Annotated in this window: 15 protein-coding genes; 6 read left to right on the plus strand and 9 right to left on the minus strand. The window is 72.4% G+C overall.

Annotated features, from left to right (window positions below; all coding sequences use genetic code 11):
- Positions 1-310: 310 nt before the first annotated feature.
- Positions 311-2,779 (minus strand): leucine--tRNA ligase, encoded by a 2,469-nt coding sequence (leuS, locus tag ACIBCT_RS10130; RefSeq protein WP_399187171.1) that lies wholly within the window; start codon positions 2,777-2,779, stop codon positions 311-313.
- A gap of 555 nt (positions 2,780-3,334) precedes the next feature.
- On the opposite strand from leuS, the gene ACIBCT_RS10135 reads away from it, so the two are divergent.
- Positions 3,335-6,367 (plus strand): hypothetical protein, encoded by a 3,033-nt coding sequence (locus tag ACIBCT_RS10135; protein WP_399187043.1) that lies wholly within the window; start codon positions 3,335-3,337, stop codon positions 6,365-6,367.
- A 141-nt stretch (positions 6,368-6,508) separates the two neighbouring features.
- Here ACIBCT_RS10135 and ACIBCT_RS10140 read toward each other — a convergent pair whose 3' ends face one another.
- From ACIBCT_RS10140 to ACIBCT_RS10150, 3 genes are read right to left on the minus strand one after another with little or no spacing between them, the layout of a single operon-like run.
- Complete coding sequence (locus ACIBCT_RS10140) at positions 6,509-7,741, minus strand: cytochrome P450 (protein ID WP_399187044.1); 1,233 nt, start codon at positions 7,739-7,741, stop codon at positions 6,509-6,511.
- A gap of 52 nt (positions 7,742-7,793) precedes the next feature.
- On the minus strand, positions 7,794-8,642 hold the full coding sequence (locus ACIBCT_RS10145; RefSeq protein WP_399187045.1) for an alpha/beta fold hydrolase: 849 nt from the start codon (positions 8,640-8,642) through the stop codon (positions 7,794-7,796).
- A 53-nt stretch (positions 8,643-8,695) separates the two neighbouring features.
- Positions 8,696-9,952 carry a cytochrome P450 gene (locus ACIBCT_RS10150; RefSeq protein ID WP_399187047.1) on the minus strand — a complete coding sequence of 419 codons (1,257 nt, stop codon included), beginning with the start codon at positions 9,950-9,952 and terminating at the stop codon, positions 8,696-8,698.
- 106 nt (positions 9,953-10,058) lie between these two features.
- On the opposite strand from ACIBCT_RS10150, the gene ACIBCT_RS10155 reads away from it, so the two are divergent.
- Both ACIBCT_RS10155 and ACIBCT_RS10160 read left to right on the plus strand, forming a co-directional pair.
- Positions 10,059-10,478: a helix-turn-helix transcriptional regulator gene (locus ACIBCT_RS10155; RefSeq protein ID WP_399187048.1), complete on the plus strand. Its 420-nt coding sequence runs from the start codon at positions 10,059-10,061 to the stop codon at positions 10,476-10,478.
- 10 nt (positions 10,479-10,488) lie between these two features.
- Entirely contained in the window at positions 10,489-10,905 is a 417-nt protein-coding gene (locus tag ACIBCT_RS10160; RefSeq protein ID WP_399187049.1) for a VOC family protein, read from the plus strand.
- A 167-nt stretch (positions 10,906-11,072) separates the two neighbouring features.
- Here ACIBCT_RS10160 and ACIBCT_RS10165 read toward each other — a convergent pair whose 3' ends face one another.
- Positions 11,073-12,791: a GMC family oxidoreductase gene (locus tag ACIBCT_RS10165; RefSeq protein WP_399187050.1), complete on the minus strand. Its 1,719-nt coding sequence runs from the start codon at positions 12,789-12,791 to the stop codon at positions 11,073-11,075.
- A 163-nt stretch (positions 12,792-12,954) separates the two neighbouring features.
- On the opposite strand from ACIBCT_RS10165, the gene ACIBCT_RS10170 reads away from it, so the two are divergent.
- Entirely contained in the window at positions 12,955-14,487 is a 1,533-nt protein-coding gene (locus ACIBCT_RS10170) for a long-chain fatty acid--CoA ligase (RefSeq protein ID WP_399187051.1), read from the plus strand.
- Positions 14,488-14,673: 186 nt separating this feature from the next.
- Here ACIBCT_RS10170 and ACIBCT_RS10175 read toward each other — a convergent pair whose 3' ends face one another.
- The 4 genes from ACIBCT_RS10175 to ACIBCT_RS10190 all read right to left on the minus strand — a co-directional run bounded on the left by ACIBCT_RS10175 (position 14,674) and on the right by ACIBCT_RS10190 (position 20,094).
- Positions 14,674-15,933 (minus strand): class I SAM-dependent methyltransferase, encoded by a 1,260-nt coding sequence (locus tag ACIBCT_RS10175; RefSeq protein ID WP_399187052.1) that lies wholly within the window; start codon positions 15,931-15,933, stop codon positions 14,674-14,676.
- A gap of 14 nt (positions 15,934-15,947) precedes the next feature.
- Positions 15,948-17,297, minus strand: coding sequence for an FAD-binding oxidoreductase (locus tag ACIBCT_RS10180; RefSeq protein WP_399187172.1), 1,350 nt, complete (start codon positions 17,295-17,297; stop codon positions 15,948-15,950).
- Between the two features lie 120 nt (positions 17,298-17,417).
- On the minus strand, positions 17,418-18,398 hold the full coding sequence (locus tag ACIBCT_RS10185) for an NAD(P)-dependent oxidoreductase (RefSeq protein WP_399187053.1): 981 nt from the start codon (positions 18,396-18,398) through the stop codon (positions 17,418-17,420).
- 1 nt (position 18,399) lies between these two features.
- Entirely contained in the window at positions 18,400-20,094 is a 1,695-nt protein-coding gene (locus ACIBCT_RS10190) for a protein kinase (RefSeq protein WP_399187054.1), read from the minus strand.
- 224 nt (positions 20,095-20,318) lie between these two features.
- Between ACIBCT_RS10190 and ACIBCT_RS10195 the strand changes: the two genes are divergently transcribed.
- Positions 20,319-21,458 carry a CaiB/BaiF CoA transferase family protein gene (locus ACIBCT_RS10195; protein ID WP_399187055.1) on the plus strand — a complete coding sequence of 380 codons (1,140 nt, stop codon included), beginning with the start codon at positions 20,319-20,321 and terminating at the stop codon, positions 21,456-21,458.
- 68 nt (positions 21,459-21,526) lie between these two features.
- Positions 21,527-22,207: a nitroreductase family protein gene (locus ACIBCT_RS10200; protein WP_399187056.1), complete on the plus strand. Its 681-nt coding sequence runs from the start codon at positions 21,527-21,529 to the stop codon at positions 22,205-22,207.
- Positions 22,208-22,397: the final 190 nt, after the last annotated feature.

The raw sequence follows: 22,397 nt of genomic DNA on the forward strand, positions 1-22,397 counted from the left end.
CGGCTCTAGGGCATCGGGACACGACGCGTCGCACGAAGCGGTACACGCCGATGGGCGGCACCCCTCGAAGGGGGTGCCGCCCATCGGCGTTCTCAACGGTTCTCACCGGCCCCTCGGACTCCCGGGTCCGGTCAGGGTTCGGGTCCTTGAGCCAGGGTCAGGGTTCGAGTCCTTGAGCCAAGGTCAGGGTCCCCGAGTCAGGGTCAGAACCAGGGCCGGAGGGCCGAGGCCCTGGGTTCCCGGCCCCTCCCCGCCCCGGTTCCCCGGTCACGGCCGGTCCGGACGCCCCGCGAGAGGCCGGGGTCACCGCTCAGGGGACGATGTTGACCAGCTTGGGCGCGCGGACGATGACCTTGCGCGGCTCGCCGGACAGGAAGGCCCGGACCTTCTCCGACCCCAGGGCCAGCGCCTCCAGGTCGATCTCGGAGATCTCCGGTGAGACCTCCAGCCTGTCGCGCACCTTGCCCGCGACCTGGACGACACAGGTGACGGACTCCTGGACCAGCAGCGCCGGGTCCGCCACCGGCCAGCCCGCCAGGGCGACCGAACCGGTGTGGCCCAGCCGCTCCCAGCCCTCCTCGGCCGCGTACGGCGCGACCAGCGACAGCATGACCGCCAGTGCCTCCGCGGCCTCCCTGACCGCGGGGTCTGCGGCGCCGGGCCCGGAGTCGATGGCCTTGCGCGCCGCGCTGGTCAGCTCCATCATCCGGGCCACCGCGACGTTGAAGCGGTAGGACTCGACCAGCTTCGTGACCTCGTCCACGGTGTGGTGGACGATCCTGCGCAGGCTCACGTCTCCGGCGGTGACGTCGACGCCGGGGGCCGAGGCCGCGCCCGCCTCGGCCATGACGCGGAACGCGCGGGCCAGGAACTTCTGCGACGCCGCCGCGGAGACGTCGGCCCAGTCGATGTCGTCCTCGGGCGGTCCGGCGAACAGCACGGTCAGCCGTACCGCGTCGACGCCGTGGGCGTCGATCTGCTGGCCCAGGTCGACGCCGTTGCCCAGGGACTTGGACATCGCCTTGCCCTGGTTGATGACCTGCCCCTGGTTCAGCAGGCGGGTGAACGGCTCGGCGAAGTCGACCATGCCCATGTCGTGCAGGACCTTGGTGAAGAACCTGGCGTACAGCAGGTGCAGCACGGCGTGCTCGACGCCGCCGATGTACTGGTCGATCGGGCCCCACCTGCGGACGCCCTCGATGTCGAACGGGCCGTCCTCGCAGGCCGGGTCGACGTAGCGCAGGAAGTACCACGAGGAGTCGACGAAGGTGTCCATCGTGTCGGTGTCGCGCCGTGCCGGGCCACCGCACTTCGGGCAGGAGACGTTGACCCAGTCCTCGGCCGAGGCCAGCGGGGAGACGCCCTTGGGCGCCAGGGCCTCACCGCGCAGGTCGGGCAGGGTGACCGGCAGCTGGTCGTCGGGGACGGGGACCTCGCCGCAGTCGCCGCAGTGGATGATCGGGATCGGGCAGCCCCAGAAACGCTGGCGGGACAGCAGCCAGTCGCGCAGCCGGAAGTTGACCGTCGCGCGGCCGGTGTCGCGCTCGCTCAGCACCTCGATGATCTTCCGGATCGCATCGGCCTTGGCCAGGCCGTCCAGCGGACCGGAGTTGACCATCGTCCCGTCGCCGGAGGTGGCGACACCGGTCTCGCCGGGGTCGGCCAGGCCGGTGTGCACGACCACCCGTACCGGCAGGTCGAAGGCGCGGGCGAAGTCCAGGTCGCGCTGGTCGTGGGCGGGAACCGCCATGATGGCGCCGTGGCCGTAGTCGGACAGCACGTAGTCGGCGGCCCAGACCGGCATGCGCTCGCCGCTGACCGGGTTGATCGCGTACCGGCCCAGGAAGACGCCGGTCTTCTCCTTCTCGGTGGACAGCCGGTCGATGTCCGACAGCTTCGACACCTCGGTCCGGTACGCCTCGAAGGCCTCGCGCCGGTCGTCGGCGACGATCTCCTCGGCCAGCGCCGCGTCCGGGGCGACCACGAAGAAGGTCGCGCCGTACAGCGTGTCGGGACGGGTGGTGTAGACGGTGACCGGCTCGTCCCGGCCCTCGATCACGAAGTCGACGTCGGCGCCCTCGGAACGGCCGATCCAGTTGCGCTGCATGGTCAGCACGCGCTCGGGCCACTTGCCCTCCAGCTGCGCCATGTCGTCCAGCAGCCGGTCGGCATAGTCAGTGATCTTGAAATACCACTGGGTCAGCTCGCGGCGGATGACCTCGGCCCCGCAGCGCTCGCACCTGCCGTCCTTGACCTGCTCGTTGGCCAGCACGGTCTGGTCGTTGGGGCACCAGTTGACCAGGCCGCCCTTGCGGTAGGCCAGGCCGCGCTCGAAGAAGCGGATGAACAGCCACTGCGTCCATTTGTAGTACGTCTCGTCGCTGGTGTGCAGGCGGCGCGACCAGTCGAAGGAGATCGCGTAGCGCCTGTAGGAGCCGGCCTGGGTCTCGATGTTGGCGTAGGTCCACTCCGCCGGGTGCGCGTTGTTCTTGATCGCGGCGTTCTCGGCGGGCAGCCCGAAGGAGTCCCACCCGACGGGGTGCAGCACGTTGTAACCGCGCTGGAACCAGTAGCGGGAGATGACGTCACCGATGGCGAACACCTCGGCGTGCCCCATGTGCAGGTCGCCCGAGGGGTAGGAGAACATGTCGAGCATGTAGCGGCGCTCACGCGGGTCGGCGGGGTCGTCGGAGGCCCGGAAGGGGTCCAGCTCCTCCCACCGCCGCTGCCACTTGACCTGCAACGCCTGCGGGTCATAGTGCTGGTCGTCGCTCTGCATGTCGGCTCGCTCGTTCACGTCAATCTTCCCTTGGGGTGTGTCCGCGTGGATGGCCTGACCCGTCCGGCCCAATACAAAAACCCTCCGCTCACGCGGAGGGCAGCCGCATCGGCAGGGCGCTCAGAGACGGGAGAGCCGATGCGGCCCGATAAGCAGGGTCGCGGCACGCATAAGGCAAGACTATCGCAGCCCGCAAGGGATATTCGTGGCCCGTACAAAGCGGGCCCGATCACGGCGAACGGCGGACGGCGATCCATGTTCACCGGCAGAATAGGGGTTTCCGCCCTATGACGGGCCGTACGGAACCCGACGGCCATGCGCCGGTTGTGACCTCGTATGTCTCTCGCGTTTACTCTTTCAACCGTGGCATATTCAGTAGAGCCGGGGGGCCCGGACCCGTTGGAGGTCGGCCTGCCCATGCAGGATCCGCCGACCGCTCCCACCGGGCTCCAGTTCAGGGGGGCGTTCTCCGGTTTCCCTGCGAGCCCCCCCGTCTCACGTGAGACCATGCCCAATACGCCTAATTCGGGCACCCGCGCGGGAGGTAAGGAAAGCATGGCCTCGGAGCAGTCCAGCCAGTCCCACCTGCCTCCGGCATGGCCGGAAGCCGCCGAGCCTGCGCCCTCGTGGGCGCAGGACTCCCTCGGCACCGGGCCCAGGCTGCCTCGCCCGCAGGACGGCCCGCGGGGCGGCGACGGCTCATGGCAGACCTCTCCCGGGGGCGGTGCCCCGGACGTACCCGGCGGCCGGCCGGGCCCGCAGGACGGTGGATGGACGGGGTCCGCCGCGCAGGACGAGGGGCGGCGGGCGGCCGGCTCGCCCCGCGACAGCTGGGCGGACGCCTTCAGCCCGCAGAGCGACCGCCGGGCACAGGCCCCCGACGCTCAGGGCGGCTGGGGGACCCCCGATTCCCCGGGCGGCCGTCCGCAGGACGCGGCGGGAACGCACGGCCGGGGCCACGACTCCGGCCCGCAGGCGCACCAGACCTCCCCGGGCAACGGCCCGTCCCACGGCGGCCCCTCCCACGGTGACCCGTCACAGGGATCGGGCTCCTGGACACCGGACCCGCTCGGGCTGGGCTCCCCGACCCCGGGGACGCGGCCGGAGGGCCAGGACCGTCACCCGTCCTCGCCGGGCACCGCGTGGCCGCCCTCCGCGCCCACGCAGGACGGCATCCCCGCCTACGGCGCGACCGACCCGCGGGGCCAGACCTACCCCGGTCACTCCGCCGCCGGCACTCCGGCCTCTCCGGCCTCCCAGGGCGGCAACGCCTGGGCGCAGGCCACCACTCCCCACGGCGACGGCTGGGCGAACACCTCCGGTCCGCGGCACGACGACCGGGAACAGGCGTCCGGCCCGTGGGACGGCCGGGCACAGGCCCCCGACGCTCAGGGCGGCTGGGGGACCCCCGATTCCCCGGGCGGCCGTCCGCAGGACGCGGCGGGTCCGTACGGCGGCCGGGGTCACGACGGCCCGCAGGCGCACCAGACCTCCCCGGGCAACGGCCGGCCGCAGCCGGCCCCCTACGACAGCGGCCCGTCCCACGGCGGTCCCTACGACGGCCCCTCCCAGAGCGTCCCCTCCCACCGTGACCCGTCGCAGGGATCGGGCTCCTGGACACCGGACCCGCTCGGATCCGCCCTGCAGGCATCGGACCCGCTCGGGGTGGGGCTCCCCGGAGCCGGGCCGCGGACGAGCGGCGAGGACCGTCATCCGTCCTCGCCGGGCACCGCATGGCCACCCGCCTCCCACACCGACCCACGGGGCCAGACCTTCCCCGGCCCTTCCTCTCCGGACTCTCCGGGCTCTCCGGGCTCTCCGGGCTCTCCGGGCTCTCCGGGCTCTCCGGGCTCTCCGGGTGACAACGCCTGGGCGCAGGCCACCGCCCCCCACGGCGAGGGCTGGGCGAACGCCCTCGGCCCGCGGCACGACGGCCCGTCCCGCGACCCCGGCGCCCAGTACGGCACCGGCCCGCAGACCGGCGGCCCGCAGCAGGCCGGCCCGCACGGTGCTCCCCAGCACAGCGGTCCGCAGAACGGCGGCTGGGCGCAGACGCCGGATGCCGGCAGGGACGCGGGCCGGCAGGCGCCCGGTACCGCGGGTGAGCCGTGGCAGACCGGCGCGTCCTCACGTGACGCCTCCGCCGGGGCCGGGCCCCGGCCGGCCGACAACACCGCCTGGCCGCCCGCGCCTCCGGTCGAGGGCGCCTCCTGGCCACCGGTCCCGCCGGTGAGCGGGAACGCCTGGCCGGCCGCCTCCTCCCGGGAGGCCTCCGACGCGGCCGATGCGCAGACCTCCACGTTCTCGGTGTCCTGGACCGATCCCCCGGCCGGTGCCACGCCCTCCCCTGCGCACGGTGCCGTCCCGCAGGGAACGGCCCATCAGGGAACCGCCCAGCAGGGGGCCCCGCAGCACGGCGGCGACCAGCAGGGTGCCGCGCAGCACGGTGCCGCTCCCGTCGCCGGTGCGAACCACCCGCGGTCCGAGAACGGTGCCGGTCCGGGTACGACCGCCGGGCCCGCGCGGCGCAGCTACGGCGTGCCGGACAACCCGGCCATGTGGGCCCAGGCCGCCGCGGCCGCGGCCGCCGCCCCGTCCTCCCCCGGCGAGACGGCCCCCGCCGCCCACCCGGGCAACGGACCCCACCAGCAGGGCCAACCGGGACAACCCGGCCGGCCGGTGCACCCGGGTCAGGCCGGGCAGCCCGGGCACCACCTCGGTCGCGACCCCTCCGACCCGAACAGGCCGTTCGTCACCGCCGGCCAGATCAGCGGTCCCAAGACGCCTCCGCCGGAGCGCCAGCAGCAGCTGTGGAACACCGTCTTCGGCGAGAACTACCAGGCGATCGAGGACGAGGAGAACGACGGGGGCCAGGGCAGGCCGATCTGGGTCTTCGCGCTGGCCGGTTCCGTGGCCATCGCCCTGATCGGCGCGGTGCTCTGGGCCTTCCTCGCCGGGCCGCTCTCCTCGGCCGAGGAGACCACCGCCGAGCCCAAGCCCTCGGCGTCCGCCTCGAAGAAGGCCAAGCCCGCCGCCGTCGGACGCCTGCCGCGCTTCACGGGCACGGCCTCGCCGGTCGAGGGCAGGCTCACCGACCAGCCCGCGCGCATCACCCTGGCCAGGCTCGGCGCTCCGTGGCGCCAGGACCAGCGGCCGAGCGTGCCGACCGCCTACGGCTTCACGACCCGCCAGTACCTCCCCGCGGGCACGGACTCCGCCGGCAAGACGCAGTTCGCGCAGATCATGTCGGGCCCGCTGTCGCAGCGCCTGAAGAGCAGGTACACCTCGGCGGACAATCTCGCACCGGTGATCAACGCGGTGGCGTCCACCGGTCGCAAGCGGTTCTTCCCCGAGGGCAACACCGCCCGCAAGACCGCCCAGCAGACTCTCACGGTGAACGGCATGCGCGGGCAGCTGTCGGCGTACGAGATCACCTCGGGTGACGCGAAGACGACGATGGTCGTGGCGGCGGTGAACACCGGCGCGGACCTGCCCGCGATCGTCTACATGTCGGTGCCGGACAGCAAGAAGGAACTGCTCCCCGACATCAACACCGTCTTCAAGTCGATCCGCGCCGCCGGGCAGTGATCCCGGCGATCCCGGCGATCCCGGCGATCCCGGCGATCCAGACGACCCAGGTGACCCGCCACCCGTGAGGACCTGGGTCCAGAAGGCCCGCGGGTGGGCCCGGCGCGCCGGTTCGGGCGGACCGGGCCCCGGGCCGGGAAGTCAGAAGGCGCATTCCATGTGCTTGATGCCGTTGATGAAGCTGGAGCGGAGCCGGTCGGGCTCGCCGACCGAGCGGATCCCGGGCAGGCGGGTGAACAGCTCCCGGAACATCACGGTGATCTCCCGCCGGGCCAGGTGCGCGCCCAGGCAGAAGTGCGGGCCGGGCCCGCCGAAGCCGACGTGCGGCCCCTCGGTACGGCGGATGTCGAAGCGGTAGGGGTCGGTGAAGACGCTCTCGTCGCGGTTGGCGGCCCAGTAGTAGAGCACCACCTTGTCGCCCTCGCGGTAGAGGTGGCCGTTCATCTCATGGTCGCGGGTGAGGCTCCGGCGCATCCAGGCCACCGGCGAGGCGAGCCGGACGATCTCCTCGACGGCGCCGGGCAGGCGCCCGTCGAGGTCCTCCAGCAGCAGGGCCCGCTGGTCGGGGTTCTCGGTGAACAGGTGCAGGCCGTGCGAGATGGCGTTGCGGGTGGTCTCGTTGCCCGCCACCACCAGCAGGATGAAGAACGACCCGAGCTCCTGCAGCGTGAGCTTCTCGCCGTCGATGTTGGCGCTGGTCAGGGCGGTGGTGAGGTTGTCGCCGCCCTCCGCGGCCAGCGCCATGACCAGTTCGCGGAGCCGCTCGCCGGCGCCCAGGAGGAGCTCGGCGGCGCGGCTGACGTCGGCGATGAACTCCGGGTCACCGCCCGACAGGATGATGCTCGTGGCGTCGAAGACGGCCTGGTAGTGCTCGGGGCCGATGCCCATCATGTCGCAGATGATCTTCAGCGGGAGCTTGGCGGCCACCTCGGTCACGAAGTCGCAGCCGGGACCGGTGGCGATCAGCTCGTCCACGGTCCGCGCGGCGGTGGCCTCGACGTCGGCCTCGAACTGCTTGATCATCTTCGGGGTGAACGCCCGCGAGACGATCCGGCGGAGCCGGGCGTGCCGGGGATCGTCCATGTTGATCATCGAGCCGAAGTACTCGCTGAAGTCCGGGCCGAGGTCCTGGATGGACGTCGCCCCCCGGCCCGAGGAGAAGACGTCGGCGCGGCGGCTGGCCTCGACGATGTCGGCGTGCCGCACCAGCGCGTAGTAGCCGGGGCCGGGCGGGGCGAAGGGGATCTCGGGTTCGGCGAACATGATCGGGCCCGGCTGGGCGCGGAGCACCGCGAAGGCGGCCTCCCGATCGGCCATCGGACGTTCCCAGAAGGAGATGTCCGACAGGTCGATGTCCGCGAGTGAAACCGTCACGCCAGCCTCCACTAGAACCACATTCTGTTCAATGGATCCTGCCACAGGATCCTCAGCTCAGCCAGTCCAGGACGAGGTCGTTGACCGCCCGGGGCCGTTCCAGGTGCAGGAAGTGTCCCGCCCCGGACACGTGTTCCACCCGGGAGCCGGGCGGGAGGAAGTCCGCGGCCCGGGCCGTCAGGCCGGCGTCCAGGCAGCCGTCGCGCTCCCCGTGCAGGTAGAGGATCGGCACCCGCCCTCCGGTCGCGGCCTGCTCGGCGGCGTAGCGGCCGGTGGGCGGCACGGCGCCGAGCATCGCCCGGTAGTAGCCGATCGCGGCGGCGAGGTTCGCCGGGTCGCCCAGGCTGCGCCGTACCAGGGCGACGTCCTCGGTCGCGTCGTAGCCGGGTGACCAGTCGCGCCACAGCCCCTCGATGAAGCCGGGACGGGACGCGGCGGCCTCGGCCGCCCAGGTCTGGAAGAGGAAGATGTAGAAGGACCGCTTGAGCTGCTCGTAGTCGAGGAAGGACTCGGCCATCGACGCCATCGGGGGCACCGCCATCGCGACCGCCCTGCGCCAGCGTCCGGGGGCGAGGGCGGTGGCGCCGTAGACGGGGAAGGCGCCCCAGTCGTGGCCGATGAGCACGGCGTCGCCGTCACCGCCGAGCGCCTCGTGCAGCGCGCAGGCGTCGGCGACCAGCGCGCCGCCCTCGTAGGCGCCGTCGGCGGGGATCGAGGTGGGAGCGTAGCCGCGCATGAACGGCGCGACGGCCCGGTGGCCGCGTCCGGCGAGCTCGGGCAGCAGGTGCCGCCAGGTGTGGGCGGTGTCGGGGAAGCCGTGCAGGCAGAGCGCGAGCGGCCCCTCCCCTACTGTCAGGCAGGTGAACTCGACGCCGTTGGCGGTGACGGTGATGATCTCCATGCAACGCAACCTAGCATCCGCTTGGTAAGCGGCCGTGCCCGCCCGGGCGGAGGTCAGGTGGCGTACGGCAGGTGCTTGACGCCGTTGATGAAGTTGGAGAGCAGCGGGTCGGGCTCGCCCGTCGAGCGGATGCCGGGCAGGCGGGTGAACAGCTCCCGGAACATCACGGTGATCTCCCGCCGGGCCAGGTGCGCGCCCAGGCAGTAGTGGGGGCCGGGGCCGCCGAACCCCAGGTGCGGGTTGGGGCGGCGGGTGACGTCGAAGACGTCGGGGTCGGTGAAGACGGCCTCGTCGCGGTTGGCGGAGTTGTAGAAGAGCAGGACCTTGTCGCCCCTGCGGTAGCGCTGCCCGCCCATCTCGTGGTCGCGGGTGAGGGTACGGCGGAACTGGATGACCGGGGTGGAGTGGCGGACGATCTCCTCGACCGCGCCGGGGATGTGCCCCTCGAAGTCGGCGGCGAGCAGCTCGCGCTGGCCGGGGTTCTGGGTGAACAGGTGCAGGCCGTGCGCGATGGCGTTGCGGGTGGTCTCGCTCCCGGCGACCACGAGCAGGATGAAGAACGAGCCGAGTTCCTGGGGGGTGAGGTGCTCGTCGCCGTTCACCAGCATGCCGACCAGGTCGTCGCGGGAGGTGCCCCGGCGCTCGCGGCCGACCCTGATCGCCAGCCGGCTCAGCCCGCGCCCGGCGGCCAGCAGGGTGACCAGGCCCCGGGCCACGTTCCAGCGGTTCAGGGTGGGCTGGATCCCGGTGTACTCGGCGTCGGCGTTGCCGAGGATGACGTTGGTGGCGCGCAGCACGCGGGGGTGCAGCTCCGGCGGGACGCCCATCATGTCGCAGATGACCTGGACCGGCAGCCGGGCGGCGATCTGGGTGACGAAGTCGCCCGGCCCCTCGGCGATCGCCTCGTCCACGATCCGGGTCGCCGCCCGCTGGAGGTCCTCCTCCATCTTCGCCAGCACCCGGGGGGTGAAGGCCCGGGAGACGATGCGCCGGAGCCTGGCGTGCCGGGGGTCGTCCATGTTGATCATCGAGCCGAAGTAGACGGCCAGCCAGCGGGGCATGTCGACGATGCTGTTGGCGGTCGGCTCGCTGCTGAACACCGCGGCGTTCCTGCTCGCCTCCGAGACGTCGGCGTGCCGCACCAGCGCGTAGTAGCCGGGTCCGTGCCCGACGAGGGGGATCGTGTTCTCCCGGGTGAAGATCGGGCGGTCGAGCGCGCGGAGCCGCCGGAAGACCTCGACGCGCTCCCGCTGGGGCAGCGCCCAGAACGCGATCTCCGACAGGTCGAGGTCCGCCGCGTTCACGGTCATCGCCCCAGATTCCGGCAGGTGCCCGCTCACGTCAAGGGCGGACCCTCCGGGTCACGTCACCGCCTGCCGGACGAACCCGGCACCGGGGCTGTGGGATGGTGGTGACGTGACGTTGGAAGACCTCGTCCGGCTGCGCCGGGCCCGTGACCTGGTGGATCGCGACTACGCGAAGCCGCTCGACGTGCCCGCGCTGGCGCGTGCCGCCCTGATGTCCCCAGGCCATTTCTCACGCAGTTTCCGCGCCGCCTTCGGGGAGACGCCGTACAGCTACCTGATGACGCGCCGGATCGAGCGGGCCAAGGCGCTGCTGCGGCGGGGGGACCTGACGGTGACGGACGTGTGCTTCGCGGTCGGCTGTACCTCGCTGGGGTCGTTCAGCTCGCGGTTCACCGAGCTGGTCGGTGAGAGCCCGAGCGCGTACCGGGCCCGCCGCCACGACGAGGGGGCGGCCATCCCGGCCTGCGTCGCCAAGATCCACACGCGACCGGTCAGGAACGGAGAAGCCAAACCCGTCCCGCGCCCGTAGCGTGAGGAACATGGCAATCAAACTCTCGCAGTGCTTCATCGCCGTCGACGACCACGACAAGGCGCTCCCCTTCTACCGTGACGTTCTCGGCCTGGAGGTGCGCAACGACGTCGGGTTCGAGGGGATGCGCTGGGTGACCGTGGGCGCGCCGTCGCAGCCCGACGTGGACATCGTCCTCGAACCGCCCATCGCCAACCCCAACGCCTCGGCCGCCGACAAGGCGGCCATGGCGGAGCTGCTGGCCAAGGGTCAGCTGCGCGGTGTCATCTTCCACACCGACGACTGCGACGCCACCTTCGAGCGCATCAGCGCAGCGGGCGGCGAGGTGCTGCAGGAGCCGATCGACCAGCCGTACGGCGTCCGCGACTGCGCCTTCCGCGACCCTTCGGGCAACATGCTGCGCTTCAGCCAGCCCAGCGGGCGGTGAGCCCCGGTCCCGCGAGCTCCGCGAGCTCCGCGAGCCCCGTGAGCCCCGTGAGCTCCGCGAGCCCCGTGAGACCTGCGAGACCCGTGGGCCCCGTGAGTTCCGCGGTTCGCGACGGCCACCGGTGACGGTGGCCGTCTCCGCGCCGGTCCGGACGGCGGCGTCACGGTCTACGGCCGGGGTACGCGGCCGGCCGGGGCGGCGACGAGGTCGGCCGCCCTCTCGGCGATCATGACGGTGGGCGCGTGGGTGTGTCCCCGGTTGATGACGGGCATGACCGACGCGTCCACCACCCTCAGGCCCGCGATCCCCCGGACCCGCAGGGCGGGGTCCACCACCGAGCCGGGGTCCTCGCCCATCCGGCAGGTGCCGACCGGGTGGTAGAGGGTCTCGCTGCGCTCGCGGACCCAGCGGGTCAGCTCCTCCTCGGTCCGCGCACCCCAGTAGGGGGCCATCGGCGGCCCGGCCAGCGGCCGGAGCGCCTCGGTGGCGAACAGTTCCCGGGCCTTGAGCAGCCCGGCCACCAGCCGCCGTACGTCCGCCTCGGCCGTGAGGTAGCGGGGGTCGATCACGACGTCGCGGCCGTCCAGCCGGACACGGCCGCGGCTCTCGGGCCGGAGCAGGATCGAGGCGATGGTCAGGCCGTGGCCGGGCGGCGGGGTGAGGCCGTGGTCGATGAACGGCCCCGGAGCGAAGATCAGCTCGATGTCGGGGGCGGGCTCCTCGGGCGAGGTACGGATGAACGCCACGGCCTCGCCGACGTTGGAGGTGAGCATGCCGCGACCGGTGGCCAGGAAGCGGAGCAGGTTGCCGGCCGACTCGGCACCGGCCAGCGTGATCGGCCGGGGGCAGTGCAGGAAGACGCCCGAGGCGAGGTGGTCCTGAAGGCCGGCGCCGACCTCGGGAAGCTCGTGGACCGGCTCGACGCCCGCGGCCCGCAGCTCGTCGGCGGGGCCGACGCCGGAGAGCATGAGCAGGTGCGGGGAGCCGATCGCCCCGGCCGAGAGCAGCACCTCCCGGCGCGCCCGCAGCACCGCGACGGCACCGCCGTCCGCACCGCCCCCGGTGGCACCGGTGGCACCGGCTGCACCGGAGCCGTCACGCGCACCGCGCCCGCGGCGTCCGCCACGGCGTCCCGGACCGCCCGTGTACTCCACCCCGACGGCGCGGCCGTCCTCGATGAGGATCCGGCGCACGTGCGAGGAGGTCAGCACGGTGAGGTTGGGCCGCCCTCTCGCGGGAGCGAGGTAGGCGTCGGCCGAGCTGCACCGGCGGCCCCGGTGCTGGGTGACCGGCGTCGGCGAGCACCCCTCGTTGGAGGGACCGTTGAGCTCGTCCAGGCGGGCGATGCCCAGCTCCTCGCAGGCCCGCAGGAAGAGCGCGGTGGCGGGGTTCGGGGAGCGCAGCTCCGAGACGTGGACCGGGCCGCCGGTGCCGTACACGCCGCCGTGGTTGGAGCCCGAGCGTCGCTCGGCCCTGCGGAAGTACGGCAGGACCTCCTCGTAGGACCAGCCGGGCACGCCCCAGCCGTCGTAGTCGGCGCGGTGCCCGCGGACCCACATCTGGGCGTTCATCGAGGAGGAGCCGCCGAGCATCCGGCCGCGCGGCCAGTACAGCTCCCGGCCGGACAGCCCGTCCTGCCGGGTCGTGGTGAAGTTCCAGTCGTGCTCGGTCTTGAACAGCCGGGCGAACCCGGCGGGCATCCGCACCGCGAGCATCCGGTCGGACCCGCCCGCCTCGACCAGGGCGACCGTCGTGCCCGGATCCTCGGACAGGCGCGCGGCCAGCACGCACCCGGCCGATCCCGCCCCCACGACGACGTAGTCGTACTCCCCGCCGCCCCCGCCGCCGTGCCTGCCGCCGTGCCCGGCGCCGTCGTTCACGCTCACTGACCCCTCCTCGCCAGACGGTCAGCTCGCCTCCCCGTAAGCGGGCTCTTACCTGCTTACTCCCTCCCGGTTTGCCCGTCAATTTGTGACCGTGATTACCTACCGGTCAGTATCTCGGGCTGCGAGGATGAGCGGGTCAGAGCCCGCCGGAGGAGGACGCACGATGCTCAACCTGTCGATCGCGCTGGAGGACAGCGCCCGGGAGACCCCGGACCGCACCGCACTGGTCTTCGGCGACCTGAGGCTGCCGTACTCCCTGGTCAACACGGTCGCGAACCAGGTTGCCAACCTGCTGGTCTCCCGGGGCATCGGGCGCGGCGACAAGGTCGCGCTGGCCTGCCCCAACCTGCCGTACTTCCCGTTCGTCTACTACGGCATCCTCAAGACCGGCGCCACGGTCGTGCCGCTCAACGTGCTGCTGCAGACCAGGGAGATCACCTACCACCTGGAGGACTCCCAGGCCAAGGCGCTGTTCTGCTTCGAGGGGACCCCCGAGCTGCCGCTGGGCGAGCGCGGGCGGGCGGGCTTCGAGGCGTCCTCGGCCGAGCACTTCTTCGTGCTGCCCGCCACCGCCTTCGCCACCGAGTCCGAGCACGGGGAGACGATCTGGGCGGCGCTGGACGGCGTGCCGGGCGAGTTCGAGACCGTGGCGACCGCGCCCGACGACACCGCGGTGATCCTCTACACCAGCGGCACCACCGGCCAGCCCAAGGGCGCCGAGCTGAGCCACCAGAACATGCTCCTCAACGCCATCGTCTCGGACGAGATGTTCCCCCGCACCGAGGACGGCGACGTCTACCTCGCGGTGCTGCCGCTCTTCCACTCCTTCGGGCAGACCGTCGTCATGAACGCCGGATTCCGCCGCAGGGGCACCATCGTGCTGATGCCGCGCTTCGAGCCGGGCCCGGCCCTGGAGCTGATGCGCACCGAGAAGGTCACGCTGTTCGCGGGCGTGCCGACCATGTACTGGGCCATGCTGACGAAGATCCACGCGGACGGCGACGAGGTGCCCACCTCGCTCAGGGTCGCGGTGGCCGGCGGCTCGTCCTCCCCGGTCGAGGTGCTGCGGGACTTCGAGAAGACCTTCGGGGTCGGCATCTACGAGGGGTACGGCCTGTCGGAGACCTCCCCGGTGGCCAGCTTCAACCAGGTGGGCAGGCCCAGCAAGCCCGGTACGGTCGGCACGCCGATCTGGGGCGTGGAGATGAGGCTGATCGACGCCGACTGGAAGACGATCGAGGGCGAGGGCCCCGGTGAGATCGCGATCCGCGGCCACAACATCATGAAGGGCTACTACAACCGGCCCGAGGCGACCGCCGAGGTCATGAGGGACGGCTGGTTCCGCACCGGCGACATCGCCACCCGCGACGCCGACGGCTACTACTCCATCATCGACCGCGCCAAGGACATGATCATCCGCGGTGGCTTCAACGTCTACCCGCGCGAGCTCGAGGAGGTGCTGATCACCCACCCGGAGGTCTCGCTCGCGGCGGTGGTCGGCGTCTCCCACGACTCGCACGGCGAGGAGGTCAAGGCGTACGTCATCCGCACCCCCGGCGCGACGGTCACCGAGGAGGAGCTGATCGCCTGGGCGAGGGAGAACATGGCGGCGTACAAGTACCCGCGGATCGTCGAGTTCCGGGACGCGCTGCCGATGACCGCGACGGGCAAGATCCTCAAGCGCGAGCTGCGCTGACCCCGAGGGCCGCGACGCCCGCCCGGCGGCGTGGTGTTCCGGGCGCGCGGGCGGTGCTCTCGCGAGGGGCGTTCCCGGGGAGGGACCTCCCGGGAACGCCCCTCGTGCGTGCGGCGCGTCAGGACCGGTCCCGTCCCAGGGCCGGTCGCGCGTCAGGACCGATCCCGTCTCAGGACCGGGCGCGTCTCAGGGCCAGTCGCGCGAAGGGCGGAGCGGGACGTGCGCCGCGCCCTGGGCGTCCAGCTTCACCGCGAGGACCTGGTGGAGCTGGACCTTGTTGCGCTCGAAACCGACCACGCAGGCCGCCATGTAGAGCCGCCAGACCCGCGCCGTGGCCTCGCCGACCTCCCTGACCGCCTCGTCCCAGTGCTCGTCGAGGTTGGCGCACCAGTACCGCAGGGTCTGCGCGTAGTGCTCGCGCAGGTTCTCCTCGTGACGGATCTCGAAGCCGGTGTCCTCGATCTGGCGGGCCAGGTAGCCGACCGACTCCAGCTCCCCGTCGGGGAAGACGTAGCGGTTGATGAAGCCGCTCGCGTTGAAGGTCCTCTCCGTGCCCGTCGGCCGGGTGATGCAGTGGTTGAGCAGCCGCCCGCCGGGGACGAGCCTGTCGTACAGGAAGCGGAAGTAGAAGGGCAGCTGGTCCTTGCCGATGTGCTCGGTCAGGCCGATCGAGCTGACCGCGTCGAAGCCCGTCTCGGTCACGTCGCGGTAGTCCATGTGACGGACCTCGGCCAGCTCGCCGAGCCCGGCCTCGGCGATGGCCTTCTGGGCCCACTCGGCCTGCTGGCGCGACAGGGTCACGCCCAGCGCCTTCACCCCGTACTCGCGGGCGGCGTGGATGACCATGCCGCCCCAGCCGCAGCCGACGTCCAGCAGCCTCATGCCGGGCTTGAGCGCGAGCTTGCGGGCGACGAGCTCGAACTTGGTGAACTGCGCCTCCTCCAGCGTGGCGTCCTGCTCGGGGAAGACCGCGCAGGTGTAGGCCATGGACGGGCCGAGCACCCACGAGTAGAACCTGTTGGAGACGTCGTAGTGGTGGTGGATCGCCTCGGCGTCGCGGCGCTTGGCGTGCCTGCTGCCCATCCGCGCCAGCACGCTGCTGCGCACCTCCTGCGGGGGAGGCGGCATCCGCGTGAGCAGCGGGCGCACGCCCAGGGCCCGGATGGCGGCGAGTTTCTCCCTGGCCGGGAGGTCGTTGACGGTGAGCGCCCACATCCGCGACAGCAGCGTGTACATGTCGCCGTGGACGTCGAGGTGACCGGAGACGTAGGCCCTGGCCAGGCCCAGTTCGCCGGGCGCCTGCGCCAGGTAGGCGACGGCCGCCGGGGTCTTCACCTCGACGGTGATGTCGGCCCCGTCGGGCCCGGCCTTGCTTCCGTCGTAGGCGATGAAGCGTACGTCCGCCTCCGGGCCCATGACCTTTTCGAAGATCTCTGCGAGCAACACAGAATCAACCTCTCCTAACGCCCCCGAACACACTTGTCGTAGAGATCGAGCAACCGGCCACCCCCGTCGTATGCCCGCTTGACCGGCCAGTAGGCGGTTCCGTTATAAAACCGCCAGAACTCATCTTCTGGATAGAACGAGGTGGAGTACAGCGATTTATGCCCCTCCAGCTCGTGGACCCGGTTCTCGATGAGACGGTTGTGGTAGCCGTCGAACTGCCCCCGGGGCAGCGGGACCGTTCCCCAGAAGCCGAAGTTGACGTACAGCCGCCCGGTCTCCAGCGGGTAGAGCGGCCACTCGCCGGTGGAGCGCAGCGGGCACATCCACACCGGCGTCATGCCGACCTTGTCGTGGAAGAACTCCAGGAACTCGGCGCCGCGCTCGACGGGCACCTCGATGTCCTGGATGACCGACTCCTGCAGGGGCAGGCCGCGCCAGCGGTCCACCCGGGCGACCACGCCGTACTTGCGGTCGAGGCCGACGAGCCTGCGGTAGACGTCCGAGCGCATCCACTTGCGCGGCATCAGGGAGCGCACCAGCGCGTTCTGCACGCCGAAGGCGCGCGAGCACCAGAACCAGTCGGTGTCCCAGCGCCACAGATAGTCGCGGACGGTCAGCCAGTCGCGGGTCCTGGTCTGGATCGACCGGTAGTAGATGCGCATCCCGGTGTAGTCGGACAGGTAGGGGGCCCGCTCGGCGAAGCGCCCCACGGTCACGTACAGCTCGCCGGGGCCGAAGAACGTGCCGTCCACGAAGTCGACGCGCTCGCCCTCGTACTCGCCGCTCTCGCAGATGTCGCGCATCGCGAGCATGCACTTGTCGGCGTCGCCGAACGGGATGTGGGTCAGCCTGACGTAGGGCTGGACGGGCTTGAGCCTGATCCGGATGCGGAGCGCGTAGCCGAGCGTGCCGTAGGAGTTGGGGAAGGCCCGGAACAGGTCGCGGTGCTCGTTGTCGTCGCGGGCCACCACGATCCGGCCGTCGCCGGTGAGGATCTCCATCTCCTCCACGGACTCGTGCGGCAGCCCGTCCCTGAAGCTGGTGGACTCGATGCCGAGCCCGGTCACCGCCCCGCCCAGCGTGATCGTCTTCAGCTGCGGCACCACGTACGGCATGAGCCCGTGGGCGAGCGTGGCGTCCACCAGGTCCTCGTAGGTGGTCATCCCCTGGACCTCGGCGGTCATCGTCCCGGGATCGACCTCGATGACCTGGTCCAGATCCCTGGCCGACAGCTTCGCCGCCCGGGCGCCGTCCCTGAAGCGGAACAGGTTCGTGGTGGCCTTGGCCAGGCGCGGCACCGCGTCGTCCGGAAGGGCGGCGTAGGACTCCCTGATCTGCTCCACCGCTTGCCGGTGCGCCGACATCGCCGTCATCCGTCGCACGGTGATCACCCCCACTGCCCGTCGTTGGAAAGATCGCCCCTAGGCACGTTATATCTCGGATCTCTCCGGAGCCAGGCGGGGCGCGTTAAACGCGAGAAAACTCTACGAGAGTGCCGAACGGGACCTGCGGCCGACCACCGGATCGACCCCGTTCACCACGTTGCTCACCGGTCTGCCGTCGATCGCCGCCTCCAGGTTGTCCAGCACGCACCGGATCAGGCGGCCGGTGGACTGCGGGGTGACCCCGGCCACGTGCGGGGAGAGCAGCACCCGGGGGCTGCTGCGCAGCGGGTCGCCGGGCGGCAGCGGCTCAGTGTCGAACACGTCGAGCGCGGCGCCGCCCAGATGTCCCGACTCCAGGGCCGACAGCAGCGCCGCCGAGTTCACCACCTGCCCGCGCGCCGCGTTGACCAGCAGCGAGCCCGCGGGCATCGCCGACGGGTCGATCATCCCCCGGGTCTCCTCGGTGAGCGGGACGACCACGACGAGCACCCGGGAGCCGGCCACCAGCTCGCCGATCTCCCGGTAGGTGTAGGGCACCTCGCGCGGCGTACGGGTCCAGTAGGAGACCTCGCAGCCGTGGGCGGCGAACATCCGCGCGGCCGCCTCGCCGATCGGGCCGAAGCCGACGATGCCGACGGCCGAGCCGTACAGCTCGGCGGGCCCGAGGTCCAGCTGCGGCCAGCGGCCGGCGCGGACCGCGGCGTCGGCCTCCGGCAGCCTCCGCGACAGCGCGAGCGCGGCGGCGAAGCACCACTCGGCCACGCCGATCGCGCTCACCCCGGCGGTGTTGGCCAGCGGCACGCCGGCCGCGGCGAGCGCGGCGAGGTCGTGGCCGTCCACGCCGACGGAGGGCTGCTGCACGAACGCCAGGTCCGGCGCGGCCCGGACGGCCTCGGCGTCCAGGGTGAGCCCGCCGCTCCAGTCGCCGACCACGATCTCGGCGGGGCGCAGGGCCGCCAGCAGCGATTCCCGGTCGCGGGCGGCCGGGACCGACACCTCGATCCGGTCGCCCAGCGATCCGAGCAGGTTGCGCACCGCCGCCTCGGGGAGGGGCGGCAGCGCGAGCACCTTCCAGGTCATGTCACTCGCCTCCGCGGGGGTGGAAACCGGCGAACACCCGGTTCATCAGGGGGCGTTGAGCATCCCACTCCTCGTCGTGGACGGTCCAGGCCAGCACCACGGCCGTGTCGCCGACCTCGATGAACCGCCGCAGCTCGTGGTAGGTCACGCCGGGGACCGCCCAGGGGATCCCGCCGTTGTCCTTGGCGGTCCAGGTGAACTCCCACTCCAGCCCGGCCCCGTAGGCCAGGGGGACCCTGCGCACGTCCTCGGTGTGGATCTCGCTCTGCTGGGAGGCGCTCTCCCTGACGACCTGCTGGAGCCCCTCCAGGCCGTCGAAGGACTGCTCCAGCGGCTCCACCGCCAAATGGGCGCGCCCGTCGCGGCGCAGCCACTGGGTGTAGCCCGTCTCGCCGGCCCAGTCGCCCCTCCAGCCGGCCGGGTAGGTGATGGACCAGTTCTCCGGGGGCCGGGCCCGCCACGTCCGCAGCGCCTGGGCCGGCGCGGCCGTCCTGGTCGCGGTCGGCGTGGGGGTCGGGGTGGGGGTGGGCGTGGGCGTCGGGGTGGGCGAGGCGGTCCTCGTCGGCTCGGGCTCCGCCGTCGTGACGGCGGGCCCGGAGCGCGCCACGCTGCGCTGGTCGGGCTGGGACATCGCGACGGCCGCCACCGCGCCGCCCGCCGCCAGCACCAGCACGGACGCCACGATCAGCGGGACCCGCCCGCCGCGCTGCCGGCGGCGCCGTCCCGCGGCCCCGGGCAGGCTCGCGGTGTCGCCCCCGTCGCGAGCCCCGGCCCGGCGGGACGTCCCGGTGGCGCGGTGGACCGTGCTCTCCCCGCTCCGGCGCGAGGAGGTCTGCCCGCCCGGCCGGATCGCGGTCTCGCCGGTCCTGCGGATCGCGGCCGACGGGTCGCTGAGGACCTCCGCCAGCAGCGCGTCGGCCTGCTGGGCGCTCAGCCGGTGCGCGGGGTCGCGCTGGAGCATGCCGGCGAGCACCGCGCGCATCTCCGGCGGCACCCGGCCGAGGTCGGGTTCCTCGCTGATGAGCGCGCCGAGCGTGGCGATGGCGTCGCGGCGCTCGAAGGGGGCCTGGCCGACCAGGGCCGCGTACAGGGTGGCGCCGAGCGCCCACAGGTCCGACCAGGGGCCCGCGTCGGCGCCGGTGGCGCGTTCGGGCGGCAGGAAGCTCGGCGAGCCCGTCACCATGCCGGTCTGGGTCAGCGAGGTGTCGCCCTCGATGGTCGCGATGCCGAAGTCGGACAGGACGGCGCGGCCGTCGGCCTGCAGCAGGATGTTGCTGGGCTTGACGTCGCGGTGCAGGATCCCGGCCCCGTGGGCCGCGCGCAGGGCGGAGAGCACCTGGCGGCCGATGTCGGCGACCACGTGCACCGGAAGCCGTCCGACCTCGTCGAGGCCGCGGGCCCGGACCAGCTCCATGATGATCCAGGGACGGCCGTCCTGCTCGGCCACGTCGTAGATCGCCACGATGCCGCGGTGATTGAGCCGGGCCGCGGTCCTGGCCTCGCGGGAGGTGCGGGCCAGCTGGAGCCGGTGCTCCGCCGGGGAGAGATGGGGCGGCAGCAGGACCTCCTTGACGGCCACCGCGCGGTTGAGGAGGGTGTCGTGGCCTTCCCACACGACCCCCATCCCGCCCCTGCCGAGCTCCCGCAGCAATCGATAGCGCCCAGCGACCACCCGTTCACTGTGCGGATACGTCATCGCAAAACCCCTAGGTCCCGTTCGGAGAGGGCGCAAGTTTCCCATACGCGCGCGGGCGCCACGCGGCTCCTGGCGATGTGTCTTGCCACGGAAAGCCGAATGTTGTTCTACTTGGGCGGAACGGGCCGCCACGGTGGCGGAACGGGCCGCCGGGTCCTTCGCCGGGCGTCCGCCCGTGCGGCCCGCGCCGGACCGGAGTCGACATCGCACCGAGGAGAACGTACATGGAGCGCGTGACCAGGAAAGGCCCGCTGGCCGGAGTCCGCGTGCTCGAACTGGCGGGACTGGCCCCCGGGCCGTTCGCCGGGATGATGCTGGCCGACCACGGCGCCGAGGTGCTGCGCGTCGAGCGGGCGAGCACGGTCGCCAAGGCCGGGGACCGCCCGCGCGCCGACGTGATGGACCGCGGCAAGCGGACCGTCGGCGTGGACCTGAAGTCGCCCGAGGGCGTGGCCGCCTTCAAGGAGCTGGCCCGGCACGCCGACGTGGTCGTCGAGGTCTTCCGGCCCGGGGTCGCCGAGCGCCTCGGCATCGGCCCTGCCGACCTGCACGCGGTCAACCCGCGCCTGATCTACGGGCGGATGACCGGGTGGGGCCAGGACGGCCCGCTCGCGGCCACCGCCGGGCACGACATCGACTACATCGCCGTCTCCGGCGTGCTGTCGATGCTGGGCCGCGCGGGCGAGCGGCCCACGCCGCCGATCAACATCCTCGGCGACTTCGCCGGCGGCGGCCTCATGCTCGCGTACGGCGTGCTGCTCGCGCTGATCGAGCGGGAGCGGACCGGCGAGGGCCGGGTCATCGACGCGGCCATGGTGGACGGCGCGGCGGCGCTGTTCGCGATGTTCTACCACGGCGTGCAGAGCGGTTTCTGGGGACCGCGCGGCACCAACCTGCTCGACACCGGCGCGCCGATGTACGACACCTACGAGACCTCCGACGGCGGGTACGTGGCCGTCGGCTCGCTGGAGCCGCAGTTCTGGACGGAGATGATCACCCTGATGGGACTGGACGCCGCCGGGCTGCCCGACCGCGAGGACCGGTCGAACTGGCCGGAGCTGCGCGAGCGGCTGGCCGAGGCGTTCGGGTCCAGGACCCGCGCCGAGTGGGAGGCGGTGTTCGACGGCTCGGACGCGTGCGTCTCCCCGGTGCTGGAGATGGGCGAGGCCCCCGACCACCCGCACAACAAGGCCCGCGGCACGTTCGTGGAGGTCGGCGGCGTCCGGCAGCCCGTCCCGGTGCCGCGCCTGCTGGGCGTGGCCGAGCAGGACCTCTCCCCCGCGACCCGGCTGGCCGACCTGACCTCCTGGGGCCTGCCGGAGGAGACCGCGGCGCGGCTGCGCGAGGCGGGGGTGCTGGCGTGACGGGCGCCCACGACCCGCGGGACACGCAAGAGACCCTGAAGAGCCTGGAGACGAAGGAGGCGGAACGCGTGAAGGACACGGCGGGATCGGCGGGGATGGACGTCTTCGAGGCGCTGTACACGACCAGGGCGATGCGCAGGGTCAAGCCGGACCCGATCCCCGAGGAGGTCCAGCGCAGCATCCTGGACGCCGCGGTCCGCGCCCCCAGCGGCGGCAACGTGCAGAGCTGGCGGTTCCTGCTCGTCGACGACCCCGGGGTGAAGGAGCGGCTCGGCCCGCTCTACCGGGACGCGCTCGGAAAGCTGTTCGAGGGCCACTACCGGCCGATGCGCGAGAAGGCCGAGGCCGAGGGCGACACCCGGACGCTCAGCGTGCTGAACTCGGCCAAGCACCTGGCCGACCACTTCGAGCACTACCCGCTGCTGCTGTTCGCGTTCGTGCGCAACGACCCGTCCGGCGGCTCGATCTTCCCCTCGGTGTGGAGCGCGCAGCTGGCCGCCCGCGCCCACGGTGTGGGCAGCGCGCTGACCAGCGTGCTCGGCATCTTCCACGCCGAGGAGACGATGCGGGTGCTCGGCGTTCCCGAGGGCAAGGGCTGGACGATGGCCTGCGCGGTCACCTTCGGCTACCCGACCGGACGCTGGGGCGTCGCGCCCCGCCGCCCCGCGCACGAGGTGAGCTACCGCAACCGGTGGGGGCAGGACGTGGGATTCGAGATCCCCGAGCCCCTGTGGAGCCCGGAGGGCTGAGCCCCGGAGGGCCGGGGTCCGGCCCGGTCCTCTTCCGCCGCCCTTTTTTCGCCGCCCTTCGTGGAGCCCGGAAGGCCGGGACCCGGAGGGCCGAGACCCGCCCGGTCCCCTTCCGCCGCATCCCTTGCCGCCTCCCTCACCGCCCCTTTCGCCGCGTCCCTCAGCGCGTTCCCTGCCGCGTCCTCCGCCG

This window comes from Streptosporangium sp. NPDC050855, assembly GCF_044456585.1.
Classification (GTDB): Bacteria; Actinomycetota; Actinomycetes; order Streptosporangiales; family Streptosporangiaceae; genus Streptosporangium; species Streptosporangium longisporum.

Coding starts and splice junctions, on each gene's coding strand:
- leuS (WP_399187171.1), bottom strand. CDS start 2,779: ATGCAGAGCGACGACCAGCACTATGACCCGCAGGCGTTGCAGGTCAAG.
- ACIBCT_RS10135 (WP_399187043.1), top strand. CDS start 3,335: ATGGCCTCGGAGCAGTCCAGCCAGTCCCACCTGCCTCCGGCATGGCCG.
- ACIBCT_RS10145 (WP_399187045.1), bottom strand. CDS start 8,642: ATGGAGATCATCACCGTCACCGCCAACGGCGTCGAGTTCACCTGCCTG.
- ACIBCT_RS10150 (WP_399187047.1), bottom strand. CDS start 9,952: ATGACCGTGAACGCGGCGGACCTCGACCTGTCGGAGATCGCGTTCTGG.
- ACIBCT_RS10160 (WP_399187049.1), top strand. CDS start 10,489: ATGGCAATCAAACTCTCGCAGTGCTTCATCGCCGTCGACGACCACGAC.
- ACIBCT_RS10170 (WP_399187051.1), top strand. CDS start 12,955: ATGCTCAACCTGTCGATCGCGCTGGAGGACAGCGCCCGGGAGACCCCG.
- ACIBCT_RS10180 (WP_399187172.1), bottom strand. CDS start 17,297: ATGTCGGCGCACCGGCAAGCGGTGGAGCAGATCAGGGAGTCCTACGCC.
- ACIBCT_RS10185 (WP_399187053.1), bottom strand. CDS start 18,398: ATGACCTGGAAGGTGCTCGCGCTGCCGCCCCTCCCCGAGGCGGCGGTG.
- ACIBCT_RS10190 (WP_399187054.1), bottom strand. CDS start 20,094: ATGACGTATCCGCACAGTGAACGGGTGGTCGCTGGGCGCTATCGATTG.
- ACIBCT_RS10195 (WP_399187055.1), top strand. CDS start 20,319: ATGGAGCGCGTGACCAGGAAAGGCCCGCTGGCCGGAGTCCGCGTGCTC.